A 14,500-nucleotide genomic window follows, 5' to 3' on the forward strand; every position below is an offset into this window, starting at 1 on the left:
ACCACAATGCTTGCACCGCTATTGCTGAGCCTGATTTGCCTGCTGTTGCTCGGGTTGTCGATCCGCCTGTTCTTTCAGGGTGTGCGCCAAACCGGCATTGAGCGTGTGATGAACCGCCTGGCCCAAGGGCAGCCTCAGCTTGAGTTGCAAAAGACCCGCTGGAGCGGCCTGGAGCGCGCGTTCCTGCGGGCAGGCCTGGGGCGCCCGACCGAGCGCCTGGGCCTGTGGCTGATGCTCTGGAGCCTGTCGATGCTGATCGGTTTCGCCGTGGCTGGCTGGTCGGGCCTGCTGGCATTGTTGCTGCTGCCGCCGCTGGTGCTACGACTGTACATCGCCTGGCGCTATCAACGCCGTTTGCGACGGATGATCGAGCAACTGCCGCAACTGCTTGACCATACCGTGCGCAGCCTCAAGTCCGGAAGAACCCTGGCGGACGCGGTAATGGGCAGTATCGAAGCCAGCGCCGACCCACTGAAAAACGCCTTGGGCCGCGTGCAGCGCAACGTGCAACTCGGGGTAAATCTACCCGATGCCGTCCACGACTTTGCCGAACTCTACGACCAGGACGTACTCCGCATGTTCGCCCTGGGGCTGAAGGTCAACCATCGTTATGGCGGCAATGCCAGTGAACTGTTGGAGAACCTGATCAAGCTGATTCGCGAGCGCGAACAGGGGGCACGGCAACTGCGCGCGATGACTGGCGAAACTCGCTTGACCGCCTGGGTCCTGGGGCTGCTACCGATTGGCCTGGCATGCTACTTCCTGATTACCAACCCCAACTACATGCTCGGTATGTGGCACGACCCCAGCGGCCAGCACATGTTGATCAGCGCGGTACTGCTGCAGATTTGCGGCTCCCTGGCGCTGTGGCGCATGTTGCGGAGTATTTGAGATGGTGATCCTGATCAGTGCCTTTTTGTTGCTTGCCGCCGCACTCCTGGCGCTGGGCAGCGTACTGGCGCAACGACGGCGCGAGCGTCAGGTAGCGCAACGCCTGCAAGGCCAGATGGTGCGCGACAACCGTCTGAGCAGTTACCTGCGCGTACTGGGCGACAACAGGCTCAGCCAGCGCTCGGTAAGCACCGACAACGAGACCCTGGCCTTGCTAGCCCGCCTGGGTTGGCGTCGCGCCAGTGACCGCTCGTTGTTTGCCGCGATCCAGGTCGGCACGCCCTTGCTGGTGCTGGGGCTGGCGGTATTTTTGCGCGAGGTTTTTTTCCCCGCCGCCAGTCATCCCTGGTTAGTGCCGCTGTTGCTGATGGGGGTTGGCTACCTGCTGCCAAAACGGGTATTGGCTTTCGCGGCCAAACGCCGGCAACGGATCATTGCCAAAGAAATCTCTACCTTCATCCCCTTGCTGCGCATCCTCTTCGAGTCAGGCATGGCCGTGGAACAGGCCCTTCGGGTGTTGAGCACGCAAGCGCAAAAACTGCTGCCGGAACTGACCAGCGAACTGCGCCTGGTCCTGGCCCGGGTCGACTCGGGCCTGGAACTGGGGCAAGAGTTGAACCAGAGTGCAAACGTGTTGGCCGTGGATGAATTCAACGACACCTGCGTGATCCTCCAGCAACTGATCCAGCAAGGTGGCGGGGCAATGAAATCGCTGCTGGCGCTCAAGCAACTGCTCGATGATCGACGCCTGACCCACCAGCAGGAATACATCTCGAAAATGTCCGCGAAAATGTCGGTGGTGATGATGCTGTTTCTGTTTCCGGCCTTGCTGATCGTTCTGGGTGGCCCAGGGTTCACCGCCATTGCCCGCGCGTTCGGCTCTTAGGGAGAAGCTGATGAGAATATTGATGCTTGCAACAAGTCTGTTGATGCTCACGGGTTGCGCTACGGGGGGACCAACCCCCTGGTCGGCGCTGACGGCATCGGGCAGTTGCGCCCGGCTCAATTCCGAGCAGGAACTGGCGGTGAACCTGGCCGACGACATGGCCAGCGACGGCAAGCTGCACGCCAGCCTGGCCAACCTGGAAAAGCTCCCCGACAACCTCAACGAAGTGCGTTTGCGCAAAGCCCGGGCCTATCGCCTGCTGGGGCGCAGCGAAGCCGAGCCGCTGTATCGCAGCCTGGTCGGCAGCTGTGTGTCGGCTGAAGCGGAACACGGCCTGGGCCAGTTGTATGCGGCTCGCGGTGATAACGGCCAGGCCCAGGCGCACCTGCAACGAGCTGTGCGCCTGGCGCCTACCAACGAGAAAATCCGCAATGATCTGGGGGTGGTCTACCTCAACCAGTTACGCCTGGACGAGGCCCGTTTCGAATTTCTCACCGCCATTGAACTGAAGCAGAGTGACCCCTTGCCGGCGGTCAATCTGGTGACGCTGCTGATCTATCAGGACAACTGGAAGCAAGCCGCCGAAGTGCTCAGCAGTGCCGGCCTGAGCCCGGAACAATTCACCGACGCCCGGGCCCACGCGGAACGACTCAAGGCACCGGCCACCGTCAGGGCGACAGCCAGCGACCGGGTGGCTGCGGCCGACACCACAGCGATCAGCCTCAAATAACCCGCAGGAGAACAGCAGATGAAACGAGCGACTATTGGCTGCCTGGTCCTGCTTGGCCTGCCCCTGAACGCCGGGGCGATTGAATCGGGACCAGCTTCGGCACAACAACAGGAAACCGAAGGCTGGCTGGTGCTGCAAAGCAGCAACCAGGCTGCCTCCGCCACACCCCAGACCGCCACCGCCACCGAGCGCGAATTGGCTCTGCAGCGTTGGCTGAAGAAGTACAGCTATAGCATTCCGGATTTCTACGATCAGGACAGTGCCGGCGAGATGTCGTCCGGCAACTGAACGGCGGACCGCCCTCGACTAATGCGCGGTCACTTGCCGGCGCATTCCCGAATTGCTCGGCGACAACGCCAACGCCAACTGCGTGCGGTTATGCATGTGGGTCAAGCGCAGGACCTGGGACACATACAGCTTCACCGTGTTCTCGGTGATGCCCAGCTCACAGGCGATCTGATAGTTGGTCTGGCCCTTGCCGACCAGGCGCGCGACGTCCAGCTGACGGGGTGAAAGCTGGTTGAACAGGGCCGGGATCTGGGCTTGCCCTGCGGCAATTGCGGCATCGGCTGCGAGGCTATGCGAGGCGTCGGCCGACGGTGCCCGGCGGGCTTTGTCGATGTCCTGGTAGAGGTCGTTGATGGTTTCGGAAAGGTGCTGCAGCTTCTGGTTCAAATGCCCCAGCTGCAACTCCTTCTGCCGCTCCTGCAGGGCTGCCTCCTGGCGCTGCAGACCCTCCAGCAGTTCATTGAGGTTGATCGGTTTCTGGTAGTAGTCCGCAATCCCGGCCCGCAGCGCCTTGATCACATCCTGCTTGTCGGCTCGCCCAGTGAGCATGATCGCTTCGAACGCTCGGTGCTTGCCCGCCACACGCTGTAGCGCATGCACCAACTCGATGCCATCGAGGTCCGGCATGCGCAAGTCACAGAGCACCAGGCCGATATCGGTGTCCTGGCAAAAGAGCTCGATGGCCTGTTGGCCGGACTCACAGGGAATGCAGGAGTAACCGCTGTTTTCGAGGAATTCGCAGAGCTCTTCAACAATCAACGGTTCGTCGTCGACTACTAATACTTTTACTGCCGATGGGGACTTGTTCACGCGCCACTCCATGCTCAGGCCGAAGGTTGATGATTGCTGTACCTACAGCCGGGAACTGTACAACTTGTGATCTGAAAATAGACGTACTTCCTGACTATGTACATAGCGATATGGCTGCACGGAGCCTATTGAATCCAGGCCATCGTCAGAAACATACCGAGGAAAACGAACGGGGCAAAAGGTGGGTTTTTTGACAGCTCAGGTGCAAGAAACACAACACGCTTCCTAAGTCCTTGAGCCATAAGTGGCCAGACCGTTGGCGCCAATAACAGCCAGAGGGCACTCAGGACCCCGGCACCGATAAAACTGCCCAGCAAATGGACCGGCTCGGTGGCCAAGCCGATCGTCGCCATCATCTTCACGTCGCCGGCGCCCATCCGTCCCAGCGCATAACCGGGCAAAGTGAACGCCACTGCCAGAAGGAAAGCCCAGCCCCCCTGCTCGGCCGGTGCACCCAGCCAGGTGGTGCCGCTCCAGAGCAAATAGGCCAATACCGCAGCCCCCGCTCCCAAGGTCAGGCGATTGCCAATGTGGCGTTGCTGGACATCCTGGACCGCGCACAGCGCCAGCCAGATCATCAGGACAAGACTGTGCATCAGGGAATAATCGTCCATGTGGGCGGAATGATTCTATGCTCAAGGCACGTCGTAGTAGTCAGGGTAGACGCACTCATGAAAACAGACCTGCCACACAAACAAAAAGGCGCTGTCGCCATTGAGTTCGCCTTGGTGTTCGTGATTTTTTTTGCGGTGTTCTACGCCATCGTCAGTTACAGCGTGCCGCTGTTGCTGATGCAGTCCTTCAATGAAGCCACAGCCGAGGCGGTGCGGCGCAGCGTCGCCCTGGACCCCAATACCAGCGACTACCCAACCGCGGTGGTCAATCTCGCCAACTCCGTCCTGCAGCAACAACTGTCCTGGGTGCCCAAGGCCTTCAACCTCACCTACGGCACTGGCGGCGATGCCAAGGCGGTCTACAGCGCCGGCCAATTGACCGCCAGCGTGAGCTACCCCACCAGCAAGCTCAACCAGGTGATTCCGTTTTTGGTGTTGCCGGGATTGGGCACGGTTCCCAGCCTGCCAACCAGCCTGAGTGCGCAGTCGAGCATTCAATTTTGAGTCCTGCCGGCAAGCTGTTCGGGCGACTGTTGCAGCGTTCCCCTACCCTGCCACTCGACACCCTTGCGCGCCCGGTGGTGCCCAGCGTGGGGCTGCAATTGCACCTGGACTCGCAAGGCCGGGTGCTACAGATCAGCGGCCCCATGCGCCATTTGCTCGCCCATCGATTATCGGGCAGCACCGCCCTGCACCTGAGCGACTACCTCCTGCCCGGCAGCCGGCTGGCCGTCGAAGGCCCGCCCAGCGAATGGCACGGACACAGCCTGGACCTGGACTTCACAGGTCTTGGTGCAACCACCCTGCACCTGCGCGGCTGGGCACAACCGGCTGAGGATGGCTGGCTCCTGCAATTGCTCGATATCGGTGATTTGCTGCAAGAGCGGCAACAGGCCCAGGCCCGGGACACCTGCCAGGCGCTGGCCGCACGCTGCAGTGAACACCTGCGCCTGTGCAGCCTGTCGCGCTTGCCACAGGTTCTGCGTGAGCAATTGCAGGACCTGGCCCAGCAGTGGCGAATCCCCTGTGTGGCGATTGTCCTGCTCGATGAGGCGCAACAGGACTGGCGGATCCACAGCCATTACCACGCCCACGATGCTCCCCGGCTCTGGCACACCGATCAGTCGCTGGGCAGCGCCCTGGACAGCCTGGACGGCAGTCGTCCCCACGCGCTGCATGGCGCTGCGGGTGTCAGTCTTGCGCCGCGTCTGCGGGACATTTTTGCCGATGCCGAAGGCTTGCTGGTGCCGTATCGCGACGCCCACGGGATCGGCGCCTGGCTGCTCTGTGGTTTTTATCCGGCAGTGCAGCCTGCGCCAGCCCTCGGTGAGCGTGACTGGTTGCTGCTGCTCGCCGCCCTGGCCGCGCCGCTACTGGGGCGCTTGCGTGAGCAGCAACAACAGCAGCAACTGCAACGCCTCGATGCCCTGCAAGGGCTGCTCGGCAGCGGCTGGTGGGAACTGCACGAGGGGGTGCAACTGGCCCCGCAACTGGCCCGCAACCTGCACCTGGAACACGCGCGATTGTCCCTCGGCGAATGGCTGGCGGTGTTCCATCCGGTCGACCGCGCCGAGCTGCAGAGCCGCCTGCAGGACCTGCTGCAGGGCGACCGCCCGCTGCTACTCAGTGTGCGCCTGCAAGCTCGCGACGAGTTCCAGGCGCCGATCTGGTATCGCCTGCAAGGCCAGCTGTTGCAGTTGGGCGAGCAACGTCGGCCAGTGGGTTTCATGCTCGACATCAGCGACATCAAGAACCAGCAGCAACAGGCCGCCGCCGCCCATGCCCGGCTGGACAATCTGATCGCCAGTTCGCCCGCGGTGATCTACGTACAGCGGTATGAGGAAGGTGCACTGCAACCATGCTTTTTCAGTGACAGTCTGCTGCCGCTGCTCGGCTGGCAACTGAGCGAACTGACGGAAACCAGCCTGATCGAGCGGATTCACCCTGACGATCGCGACCTGTATTTCGCCCGCACCCGCCAGCTGTTGCGCGAAGGCAACGTGCGTGCGCGCTACCGCATGCGTGACCGGGCCGGCGATTACCACTGGCTGTTGGATGAGGCCCGCTTGCTGCGCAATGACCTGGGTTTGCCAGTCGAGGCGGTCGGCCTGTGGCTGGACGATACCGAAGCCACCCTGGCCACCGAGCAGGTCCGCCAGAGCGAGGAGCGCTACCGGATCCTGGTGGAGGATTCGCCGGCGATGATCTGCCGTTATCGTCCCGACTTGAAGCTGACCTTCGCCAACCGTCCGCTGGCCAAGTACCTGGAATGCCCGCCGGAGCAACTGCCGGGAGTCGACCTGGGCAGTTGGTTGTCAGCCGAGCAGCGCGCTGCCTTCCTGCTACGCATCCAGCAACTGACGCCGGAGTTCCCGGTCAGCACCGCCGAAATCAGCCTGCAACTGCCCGGTCGTGAACACGCCTGGTGGGTGTGGTCGGACCGCGGCGTGTTCGATGAACAGGGGCAACTGCTGGAAGTCCAGGCGGTGGGCCGCGACAACACTGAAGTGCGGCGCTCGCAGCAACAGCTGATGCAAAGCGCCAAAATGGCCACCCTCGGGGAAATGGCCACGGGCCTGGCTCATGAAATCAACCAGCCACTCAACGTCATGCGCATGGCCATCGTCAATGTGCTCAAGCGCTTGAGCAACGGCGAGGTACCGGTCGACTACCTGCAGGACAAGCTCAGCCGGATCGACACCCAGGTCCAGCGCGCGGCGCGGGTGGTCGATCACATGCGGGTGTTTGGCCGGCGTTCGGAGATCGAGCAGCAACCGTTCAATCCGGCGCAGGCAGTGGAAGGCACCTTGGCCCTGCTGGCCGAAGGCATGCGCGGCAAAGGCGTGGAGTTGCGCATCCCCTCCCTCGACTTCGAGGTACAGGTCCGCGGCCATGTCGATCAACTGGAGCAAGTGTTGATCAACCTGCTGGTCAATGCCCGCGATGCCCTGTTGAGCAAGCGTGAAGTGCAGCGCGAATTCGAACCCTGGATCAGCCTACGCGCCGAAGCCGATGCGCGCGTGGTGCGCCTGTGGGTCGAAGACAACGGCGGCGGCATCGACCCGCGCCTGCTGGAGCGCATCTTCGAACCGTTCTTCACCACCAAGCCGGTGGGTGTCGGCACCGGCCTGGGGTTGTCGGTGAGCTATGGCATCGTGCAGAACATGGGCGGCCAGTTGAGCGTGCGCAATGCCGAGCAGGGTGCATGTTTCTGCATTGAGTTGCCGATTGCCGGGGCGCGTTAGATTGCCAATTGCGCTCCACCGCCTGAATGACAACTGAGGTTGGCACCAATCTCCGCGTTCCCCAGGCTGACCCCCAGGGCCTTGAGCAAGGTGTTGACGAGCGGGTCCAGCAACGGCCCGATGAATCCCCGTACGGCGTTGACCAGTATGCCGCTGATTTGATTCAACAACCCCGCCACCTGCGCCAGTGCATTGCCGGTGATATTGCCGCTGGGCGGAACATAGGAGGTCACCTGCAGACCGCTCAACGTGTTGCCCAGACTCGTAAGGATGTTGATCGAGTCTATCGCTTGATACTGCGCAGGCAGGCCGATATTGGGGGGTAACGGATAGACCAGGCTTTGCGTGCGCTGGCCGATAGTGGTTTGCGCCTTGAGCCCCAGTCCTCCGCCCTTACCCAGCGTGACCGGGCCACAGCCCAGAATTCCAGCGCAGGTTCTGATGCCGATATCAATCAGTCGCACAGGTTCAACGGCGATGGCTGCGGATGAGGCAAAGGCCTGGACCGGGTCAATCTTGCCGATGCCCAGGTTCGCGATGGAGGTGGTTGCCTGGACCGTCACGCTCTTGCTGGCCTCGCTGGCGCAGTTGTAATCGGCAAGGTAACTTTCGGCACTGCCGGCTTCCAGACTGATATCCAGCCTGGAAGCAATCGACAGGACGGTGTTATCGCAAGGCGCTATGACCAGGCATAAAAGCGAATTCACCACGCCCACCAGATTAAGATGCAACAGGTTGTTCACGACCCCCGAAACCGGCGTCAACAGGTCGGGAAGCGCCGATACCAACTGGGAAATGGTCTTGAGTATCGGCAACTCGATGGAAACCAGGGCCCTGACCTGGGCCGTCCGGACAAAAATCTGATCCTTGCCGGTGGCCAGGCCAGCCTTGGCCAGCGCCGGATTGCCGATCGTCGACAGCTGTGGCGGCTCGATCACCTTGAGCTTCACCCCCACTTTGCCGATCAACGGAATGCTCACCTCAGTCGAGACCGCAGCGGCACTTTTACTATTGGCAAGTTGGGCGACCGCCTGGACCAGCTGAAAAACCTGCACATTGGAATCCAGACCCGCCGTGGAGGCCCCCGTCTGCACGTTCAACACCTCCCCCAGCTTGAGTGTCTGCGCCGCGCTGGAAATATTGCTGATGGACTGCAGCGCCTGCACAGCAACCTGAGCCGTTGCGCCGCCTTTGCTCAGGACCTTGATTGCCGCGTTGATCAATTGTGTGGGCGACACCGCCGTACTGAGCAGCGTTTCGTAGTCACCGGCGTTCAGGAGCAAATCCACCGCCAACTGATCCAGATAGCTGAGAAGCTTGATCTCGGTTTTGACCAACCCATCCCAACCGACGGCGGTCAGCTTCAGATTGCCACCCAGCATGCCGCCGATCAGCGCATCAAGCAGTTCCGACTTGGTGCTGTCGATTTCGCCCAGGATGGTGCGGATAGTCAGCATCGCCAGTGGTGAGGGTGACGCGGCAACGGCGGTGGCGGTCAGCCCGGTGCGCAATGGCAGCGGTCCCTTGGAAAACAATGCCGCCACCCCGGAAGCGATGCTCCTGGGCACGGAATTATGGGCGACGACTCGAATGGCGTCTGACTTGCTGGGATCGACGCTGAAGCGCCGCAGGTTATCGCTACCGGTGGCGAGGGTGCCGCATTCAATCGCAAGAGTTTGCTCTGTATTGACACTGAACCCGTTGCGCGCTGCACTTTGCGTCGCGTAGGTCAGTGCTGTATTGGCCGCCTGACAATGCCCACCGCGGGTCACTGCTTCCAGCGCGGCGGTGTCGACCACCCGCTGCAACTTGCGCTGCTCCAGATACAGCCGACCACTGTCGACCACCAACAGCGCAAACAATAGCGCCAGGCCCAGGGTCATCGCCGCAACCAGGCCGATGGCCCCACGCTGGTGACTTCGACCGCGAAAGCATGAACGAGGAGACATCGAGCACTCCTTGCTACCTCCAGTAGTGCTCGCAGTGTAGTCAACGCACGCGCGCAGCGCTGGCAAGTTGCCAGTGCCGCTGCCAGAGGGTCAGTCAGGCGTGCTTATCTTGGCGGATAGTTACTCAGGATCCGCGTCACGGTTTCACGAATCGCATTGCTGCGATCGCTGGGATTGGGGGAGCTGCTGAGCATCTGTTCGTCACTGCCGCGCCATACCAACTTGCCGTCCTTGCCGTCCAGCAGGTCGATCTGGATGGTCGCGACCTTGTAGCTGACATTGCGGGTTTCGTTGTACATCGGCGCGCCCCAGTAACCGTTCCAGGGGTTGCCCCAGGCGCCGCCGTAGTTGGTGGTGACCTGTTGCTGGCGCTCTTCGATGATCAGGTAGGTCTGCACATTAAGGTCACCCTTGCTGCTCCCGGCTGCCGGGCGCAAGCCGCGCTGGTCGAGCTGATCGGCCACCGACTGGCGAATACGTTGCTCGGTGAGGTCGCTCTGGATCCGTGGATCATCCGGGCGATATTGCAGGGCGGGCTCCTTCCAGGTCCAGCTGTGGTAGGCAGCGAAGTCGCGGCTGGCGTCAAAGTCGTGATTGATCTGGTTGGACTGGCAAGCACTGAGCAACACAGCACATGCCACGAATGCGAGACGGCGGAACATGGTTTTTCTCCGGTGCAGGCCCGCACACGAATGCGAGTCATTAAGAAGGAGGATACGCCGCTACGGCCTTTTGAACAGCTTCTCTTAATGCATCACCGCGTTCGCGTTGCGTTCCATCGACGCTGGTTTCAGCACTGGCACTCCACACCGGTTGGCCGGTGCCCGCGTCGTACAGATCAACCCGCACCACCAGCACCTGGATCTGGTAGGTGCGCACAACGGGCACCGTGTTGTACATGCCGACGCCACTGCCATAACCGTTGCCATAACGGTTGTAACCGCCGTAGGCGCCATAGCCGTAATCATCCTGCACTTGCTGCAAGCGGGTTTCCTGGTGCAGGTCGGCACTCACCAGCAGGTCTGCCGTGCGCTGGTCATGCAAGGGGCGCAGGCCTCGCTGGTCGAGGGCGTTGCTCACGGTTTCGGCGATCTGAGCCGAGTCCGCCCAGGCCGAGCCATTGGGCATCTGGCCGTCGAGCCAGGCCCAACTGCGGTAGCGACTGAAGTCTCGCGGAGCCGCAGGGTAGGCGCTGCGATCAAACGTCTGGGCCGCTTGCGGCGGCGCCGGTGGCAAGGGCCTGGAGCTGGCGACATACGGGTTGCTGCCCTGGCAGGCGCCAAGCCCCAGGCACACGGCAATCAATCCAAGGCGGCGTTTCATGATGCCCTCCACGGGTATTGGGGTCAGGCCGGGCGGCAGATCCAGTGCAGGTAACGTCCCAGCCCGGCAAATGTCGGGTGCCGACGGTGCGCCAGTTCCATCTCCAGCAAGTCGAGCAGTTCGGCACGGGCCTGGAATTCCACGGGCATGTAGTCATGGAAAACCCGCACTCCACTCTGGGTTTCGACCGTCCACAGGCCCTGCAGTTGCGTCGCCAGTTCACGCGGATCCAGGGGCATCTGTGGGGTCAGGCTCTGCTTCTCGCCCGCCATGTCGTTCTTGCGCATTTTGCGGAAGTGACCCTTGAGCAGATTGCGGTAAATCAGCGCGTCGCGGTTGTAGAACGCCAGCGACAACCAACCGCCCTGCGCGGTCAGTTGATGCAGCACCGGCAGAATCGCATGAGGTTCGGCCAGCCACTCCAGCACCGCATGGCACAGCACCAGGTCATAGGGCTCGGTGAGTTGGCCGAGCAGTTCCTGCCAGGGCGCCTGGATGAAGGTCGCAGTTTGTCCGGCCTCGGCGAAACGCTGGCGCGCCCCTTCGAGCATCGGTGCGGCCGGCTCGGCCAGGGTCACTTGATGGCCGCGCTCGGCCAGCCACAGCGACATATGGCCCAGGCCCGCGCCGATGTCCAGCACCCGCAGCGGGCGGTCCGGCAAGGTTTCCGCCAGGTCCGCCTGCAACACCGCGAGGCGGATCGCGCCTTTGGCACCGCCGTAGATTTTTTCCGCGAAACGGGTCGCCAATTGATCGAAATGACGGTCGCTCATCAGCTGAACCGCCGTTCGCTGTCGGCCAGCTTGCTGCGCACCACCTGCTCCATATCCAACCCCAACTCGCTGCACAGCAGCAAGAGATAAAGCACGATGTCCCCCACTTCCTGCCCGGCGTGGGCCAGGGTGTCGGGCGGCAACTGGCGCGACTGGTCTTCGCTCAGCCACTGGAATATTTCCACCAGCTCGGCCATTTCCACACTGGCGGCCATGGCGAGGTTTTTCGGGCTGTGAAATTGCCGCCAGTCATTGCGGTCGCGGATGCTGTGCAGGCGTTCGGTCAGTTCAACAAGGTTCATCGGGCTCTCCTGAAGGCGTATAGCTTCGGGCGGATGACCGCAGGAAGCAAGCTGTCGCTAAGCGACAGATCGCGAGCAGACGCAGCACTGCCGACTCGCCCCTGTGGGAGCTTGCAAGTTTTTTATACACCGCCCAAACCCGTAGCAGCTGCCGAGATCTGTGGTGTGGCGCAGATCGTCATCGCGGGCAAGCCCGCTCCCACACGCGGGCAAGCCCGCTCCCACAGGCTCCACCGTATTCAGCACAGCTCCGTCTGCTCACGCTGGCGCTCTAATCGACGACATTGAACTCGACCCGCGCCGTCTGCCCGCCCTCATCCAGCACGCTCAATTCAACCCGTCCAAGCTGTTCGAAAGTCGCGTTGATACTGTCCTGGTTAGCGCTGTCACCCAGCGGTGCGCCATTGACAAACCACCAACGCCGACCGCTGCCCCCCAATGCCGACAACTTCAGGCGCAGCAACTCCTGGCTGGCGGCCGGGCGCCGTAGTTGATCACCCTCGCGCACGCCGACAATCGACAACGGTGAGGATGCCGCCAGCAGCGGACCCGGGCAATCCGGATCGTTGGCCGGCAAGCGCGCTTCGCGCCGTTCGACCCGCGGCAACCAAGGCTCCAGCGGTGCCGGCCACAAGGCGATATCCCGGGCCACCGCCCCCGGACACTTGGCGTCGACTCGCAGCCCACGCTCGTTAACCCAGATTTTTTCCACCAGGCCCACGCCCAGGGGCTGGTCCATGGCTTGCAAGGTCGGCGGCGTGGTGCCGTCCAGGGTCCAGGCGAAGCGCTGGCGGCGGCAGTTGGGGTCGGTACGGCTCATGGGCTGTCCCAGGGGCCAGCAGATCGCAGCCACCCCGACGTTCAAGGGCACCGGCTGCACCGGGGCGCTGATGCCACGCTGACTGTCACGGTTGATCAGCACATCGTGTACCTGCAGCATCAGCGGTGCCGCCGAGGCCAGGCCAAACTGCCCGGGCACCGGGGTGCCGTCCGGGCGGCCGATCCAGATGCCGATCAGGTAACGCGGGCCGACGCCAATCGCCCAGGCATCACGAAAACCATAGCTGGTGCCGGTTTTCCAGGCCAGCACCGGGCGCTGCACCAACTCGGCTCGCGGGTCACGGTCGGGGCGCGCCTGCCCACTGAGAATGCGCCGCACGATCCACGCCGAACCCGGCGACAGCAGCGGCCGTTCGCGCAGTTCGTCGTCGGGCTGCAAGCGGATAGTGGCGCTCTTGCCGCCACGGGCAAAGGCGCTGTAGCCGCTGACCAAGTCCTCCAGCCGGCTCCCGGCACCGCCGAGGATCAGCGACAGGTTGGGCTCGGCCAGGGGCGGCAAGGCCAATGGCATGCCGCCGATGCGCATTTCGGCGGCAAAGCGTTTCGGACCGTAGGCTTCGAGCAACTGCACCGCCGGCAGGTTCAGGGAAGTCGACAGCGCACTGCTGGCCGGCACCGGGCCGCTGAAGCCCATGGAGAAGTTGCCCGGGCGGTAATCGCCATAACGCCGGGGCACGTCCTGCAGCAGCGACTCGGAATGGATCAGCCCGGCGTCCATGGCCATGCCATAGAGGAACGGCTTGAGCGTCGACCCCGGCGAGCGCAGGGCGCTGATCATGTCGACATGGCCGAAGCGCCGGGTGTCGTTGATGTCCACCGAGCCCAGGTAGGCACGCACTGCCATGCTTTGTGCCTCGACCACCAGAATCGCCGCCGAGGTGTGCTCAGGCAGGCGCGCGCGCCAGCCCAGCAACAGGTCCTCGAGACGCCGCTGCAAATTGGCGTCGAGGGTGGTGCGAATCAACGGCGGGCTGTGCGGGCGGTTCAAGCGGCGCGCCAACAAGGGCGCCAGGCTGGGCTCCAGGCGGGGCGCCAGCAGCAAGGGTTCCTCCAGGGCCTCGTCGACCGCCGACTGCGGCCACACGGCAAATTCACCGAGCCGGCGCAGCACCTTGTCCCGCGCTACTTGCGCGCGGGCCGGATGGCGGTCAGGGCGCAAGCGACTGGGCGCTTGTGGCAACACCGCAAGCAACGCCGCTTCGGCGTGGGTCAGGTGCTGCGGTGACTTGCCCAGATACGCCCAACTGGCGGCGGCCACGCCTTGCAAGGTGCCGCCGAACGGTGCGCGATTGAGGTACAGGTTGAGAATCTGATCCTTGGACAAATGCCATTCCAGCTGGGCCGTGCGCCACAGTTGCCGCGACTTGCCCAGCAGCGTCCGCGGATGGGGATCGAGCAGACGCGCCACCTGCATCGACAGCGTGCTACCGCCGGACAACACCCGACCGCCGCTCAGGTTCTGCCACGCCGCCCGGCCCAGCGCCAGCGGGTTGACCCCGGGATGCTGGTAGAACCAACGGTCTTCGTAGGTCAGCAGTGCCTGGAGGTAATAGGGCGAAACTTCGCTTGTCTGCACCGGGTAACGCCACACGCCGTTGGCATCGGCGAAGCGCCACAGCGGCGTGCCGTCTTCGGCCAGCACCACCCGCGCCAGATCGTCCTTGGGCAGGGGCAACGGCCAGAGCCGGTCGGCCAGCCACACCAGGGCCACCAGCAGCACCACGCTGCCCAGCAGCCAACGCCACGCCCGCTTGCACCACGAACCCAGGCGCCGCGTTAGTATTGGAAAAATCAAACCCGCAAACCTCTATGCTTCAAGGGAACTCACCCACAGATTCAACAGCCAAAG

At 62.8% G+C, this 14,500-nt stretch carries 14 protein-coding genes; 6 read left to right on the forward strand and 8 right to left on the reverse strand.

What is annotated here, in order from left to right; genetic code table 11:
• The first annotated feature begins 6 nt into the window (after positions 1–6).
• The 4 genes from ACIOVD_RS22560 to ACIOVD_RS22575 are packed head-to-tail and all read left to right on the forward strand — an operon-like array spanning position 7 to position 2,795.
• The gene (locus ACIOVD_RS22560; protein ID WP_095170197.1) at positions 7–891 is read left to right on the forward strand and encodes a type II secretion system F family protein; all 885 of its coding nucleotides are present in this window, start codon (positions 7–9) and stop codon (positions 889–891) included.
• 1 nt (position 892) lies between these two features.
• On the forward strand, positions 893–1,777 hold the full coding sequence (locus ACIOVD_RS22565; RefSeq protein ID WP_401130300.1) for a type II secretion system F family protein: 885 nt from the start codon (positions 893–895) through the stop codon (positions 1,775–1,777).
• A 10-nt stretch (positions 1,778–1,787) separates the two neighbouring features.
• Positions 1,788–2,507, forward strand: a complete 720-nt coding sequence (locus ACIOVD_RS22570) for a lipopolysaccharide assembly protein LapB (RefSeq protein ID WP_095170195.1) — start codon at positions 1,788–1,790, stop codon at positions 2,505–2,507.
• A gap of 18 nt (positions 2,508–2,525) precedes the next feature.
• On the forward strand, positions 2,526–2,795 hold the full coding sequence (locus ACIOVD_RS22575) for a DUF3613 domain-containing protein (protein ID WP_095170194.1): 270 nt from the start codon (positions 2,526–2,528) through the stop codon (positions 2,793–2,795).
• A gap of 18 nt (positions 2,796–2,813) precedes the next feature.
• Here ACIOVD_RS22575 and ACIOVD_RS22580 read toward each other — a convergent pair whose 3' ends face one another.
• Positions 2,814–3,605, reverse strand: coding sequence for a response regulator (locus tag ACIOVD_RS22580; RefSeq protein ID WP_401130304.1), 792 nt, complete (start codon positions 3,603–3,605; stop codon positions 2,814–2,816).
• A gap of 125 nt (positions 3,606–3,730) precedes the next feature.
• A complete protein-coding gene (locus ACIOVD_RS22585) occupies positions 3,731–4,201 on the reverse strand; it encodes a prepilin peptidase (protein ID WP_401130325.1) in 471 nt (156 codons plus the stop codon).
• Between the two features lie 75 nt (positions 4,202–4,276).
• On the opposite strand from ACIOVD_RS22585, the gene ACIOVD_RS22590 reads away from it, so the two are divergent.
• A complete protein-coding gene (locus ACIOVD_RS22590; protein WP_401130306.1) occupies positions 4,277–4,723 on the forward strand; it encodes a TadE/TadG family type IV pilus assembly protein in 447 nt (148 codons plus the stop codon).
• Positions 4,720–7,464, forward strand: a complete 2,745-nt coding sequence (locus ACIOVD_RS22595) for an ATP-binding protein (protein ID WP_401130308.1) — start codon at positions 4,720–4,722, stop codon at positions 7,462–7,464. The genes ACIOVD_RS22590 and ACIOVD_RS22595 overlap by 4 nt, the downstream gene beginning before the upstream one ends.
• On the opposite strand, the gene ACIOVD_RS22600 is transcribed toward ACIOVD_RS22595, so the two are convergent.
• From ACIOVD_RS22600 to pbpC, 6 genes are all read right to left on the reverse strand, one after another.
• On the reverse strand, positions 7,461–9,413 hold the full coding sequence (locus tag ACIOVD_RS22600; RefSeq protein ID WP_401130311.1) for a pilus assembly protein TadG-related protein: 1,953 nt from the start codon (positions 9,411–9,413) through the stop codon (positions 7,461–7,463). The two genes, ACIOVD_RS22595 and ACIOVD_RS22600, sit on opposite strands and share 4 nt — an antisense overlap.
• Positions 9,414–9,517: 104 nt before the next feature.
• A complete protein-coding gene (locus ACIOVD_RS22605) occupies positions 9,518–10,075 on the reverse strand; it encodes a DUF4136 domain-containing protein (RefSeq protein WP_095170190.1) in 558 nt (185 codons plus the stop codon).
• 40 nt (positions 10,076–10,115) lie between these two features.
• Positions 10,116–10,736 carry a DUF4136 domain-containing protein gene (locus tag ACIOVD_RS22610; protein WP_095170189.1) on the reverse strand — a complete coding sequence of 207 codons (621 nt, stop codon included), beginning with the start codon at positions 10,734–10,736 and terminating at the stop codon, positions 10,116–10,118.
• A gap of 23 nt (positions 10,737–10,759) precedes the next feature.
• The gene (locus ACIOVD_RS22615) at positions 10,760–11,509 is read right to left on the reverse strand and encodes a methyltransferase (RefSeq protein WP_095170188.1); all 750 of its coding nucleotides are present in this window, start codon (positions 11,507–11,509) and stop codon (positions 10,760–10,762) included.
• Positions 11,509–11,811 carry a MazG-like family protein gene (locus ACIOVD_RS22620; RefSeq protein WP_095170187.1) on the reverse strand — a complete coding sequence of 101 codons (303 nt, stop codon included), beginning with the start codon at positions 11,809–11,811 and terminating at the stop codon, positions 11,509–11,511. The genes ACIOVD_RS22615 and ACIOVD_RS22620 overlap by 1 nt, the downstream gene beginning before the upstream one ends.
• Before the next feature lie 271 nt (positions 11,812–12,082).
• Positions 12,083–14,419, reverse strand: coding sequence for a peptidoglycan glycosyltransferase PbpC (pbpC, locus tag ACIOVD_RS22625; RefSeq protein ID WP_401130327.1), 2,337 nt, complete (start codon positions 14,417–14,419; stop codon positions 12,083–12,085).
• Positions 14,420–14,500: the final 81 nt, after the last annotated feature.

Origin of the sequence: Pseudomonas sp. NPDC087626 (assembly GCF_044743405.1) — a bacterium.
Taxonomy (GTDB): domain Bacteria; phylum Pseudomonadota; class Gammaproteobacteria; order Pseudomonadales; family Pseudomonadaceae; genus Aquipseudomonas.

Excerpts from the sequence above, each read along its gene's own strand:
- ACIOVD_RS22560 (WP_095170197.1), top strand. The coding sequence starts at position 7 with ATGCTTGCACCGCTATTGCTGAGCCTGATTTGCCTGCTGTTGCTCGGG.
- ACIOVD_RS22565 (WP_401130300.1), top strand. The coding sequence starts at position 893 with ATGGTGATCCTGATCAGTGCCTTTTTGTTGCTTGCCGCCGCACTCCTG.
- ACIOVD_RS22570 (WP_095170195.1), top strand. The coding sequence starts at position 1,788 with ATGAGAATATTGATGCTTGCAACAAGTCTGTTGATGCTCACGGGTTGC.
- ACIOVD_RS22575 (WP_095170194.1), top strand. The coding sequence starts at position 2,526 with ATGAAACGAGCGACTATTGGCTGCCTGGTCCTGCTTGGCCTGCCCCTG.
- ACIOVD_RS22585 (WP_401130325.1), bottom strand. The coding sequence starts at position 4,201 with ATGCACAGTCTTGTCCTGATGATCTGGCTGGCGCTGTGCGCGGTCCAG.
- ACIOVD_RS22590 (WP_401130306.1), top strand. The coding sequence starts at position 4,277 with ATGAAAACAGACCTGCCACACAAACAAAAAGGCGCTGTCGCCATTGAG.
- ACIOVD_RS22600 (WP_401130311.1), bottom strand. The coding sequence starts at position 9,413 with ATGTCTCCTCGTTCATGCTTTCGCGGTCGAAGTCACCAGCGTGGGGCC.
- ACIOVD_RS22605 (WP_095170190.1), bottom strand. The coding sequence starts at position 10,075 with ATGTTCCGCCGTCTCGCATTCGTGGCATGTGCTGTGTTGCTCAGTGCT.
- ACIOVD_RS22610 (WP_095170189.1), bottom strand. The coding sequence starts at position 10,736 with ATGAAACGCCGCCTTGGATTGATTGCCGTGTGCCTGGGGCTTGGCGCC.
- ACIOVD_RS22615 (WP_095170188.1), bottom strand. The coding sequence starts at position 11,509 with ATGAGCGACCGTCATTTCGATCAATTGGCGACCCGTTTCGCGGAAAAA.
- ACIOVD_RS22620 (WP_095170187.1), bottom strand. The coding sequence starts at position 11,811 with ATGAACCTTGTTGAACTGACCGAACGCCTGCACAGCATCCGCGACCGC.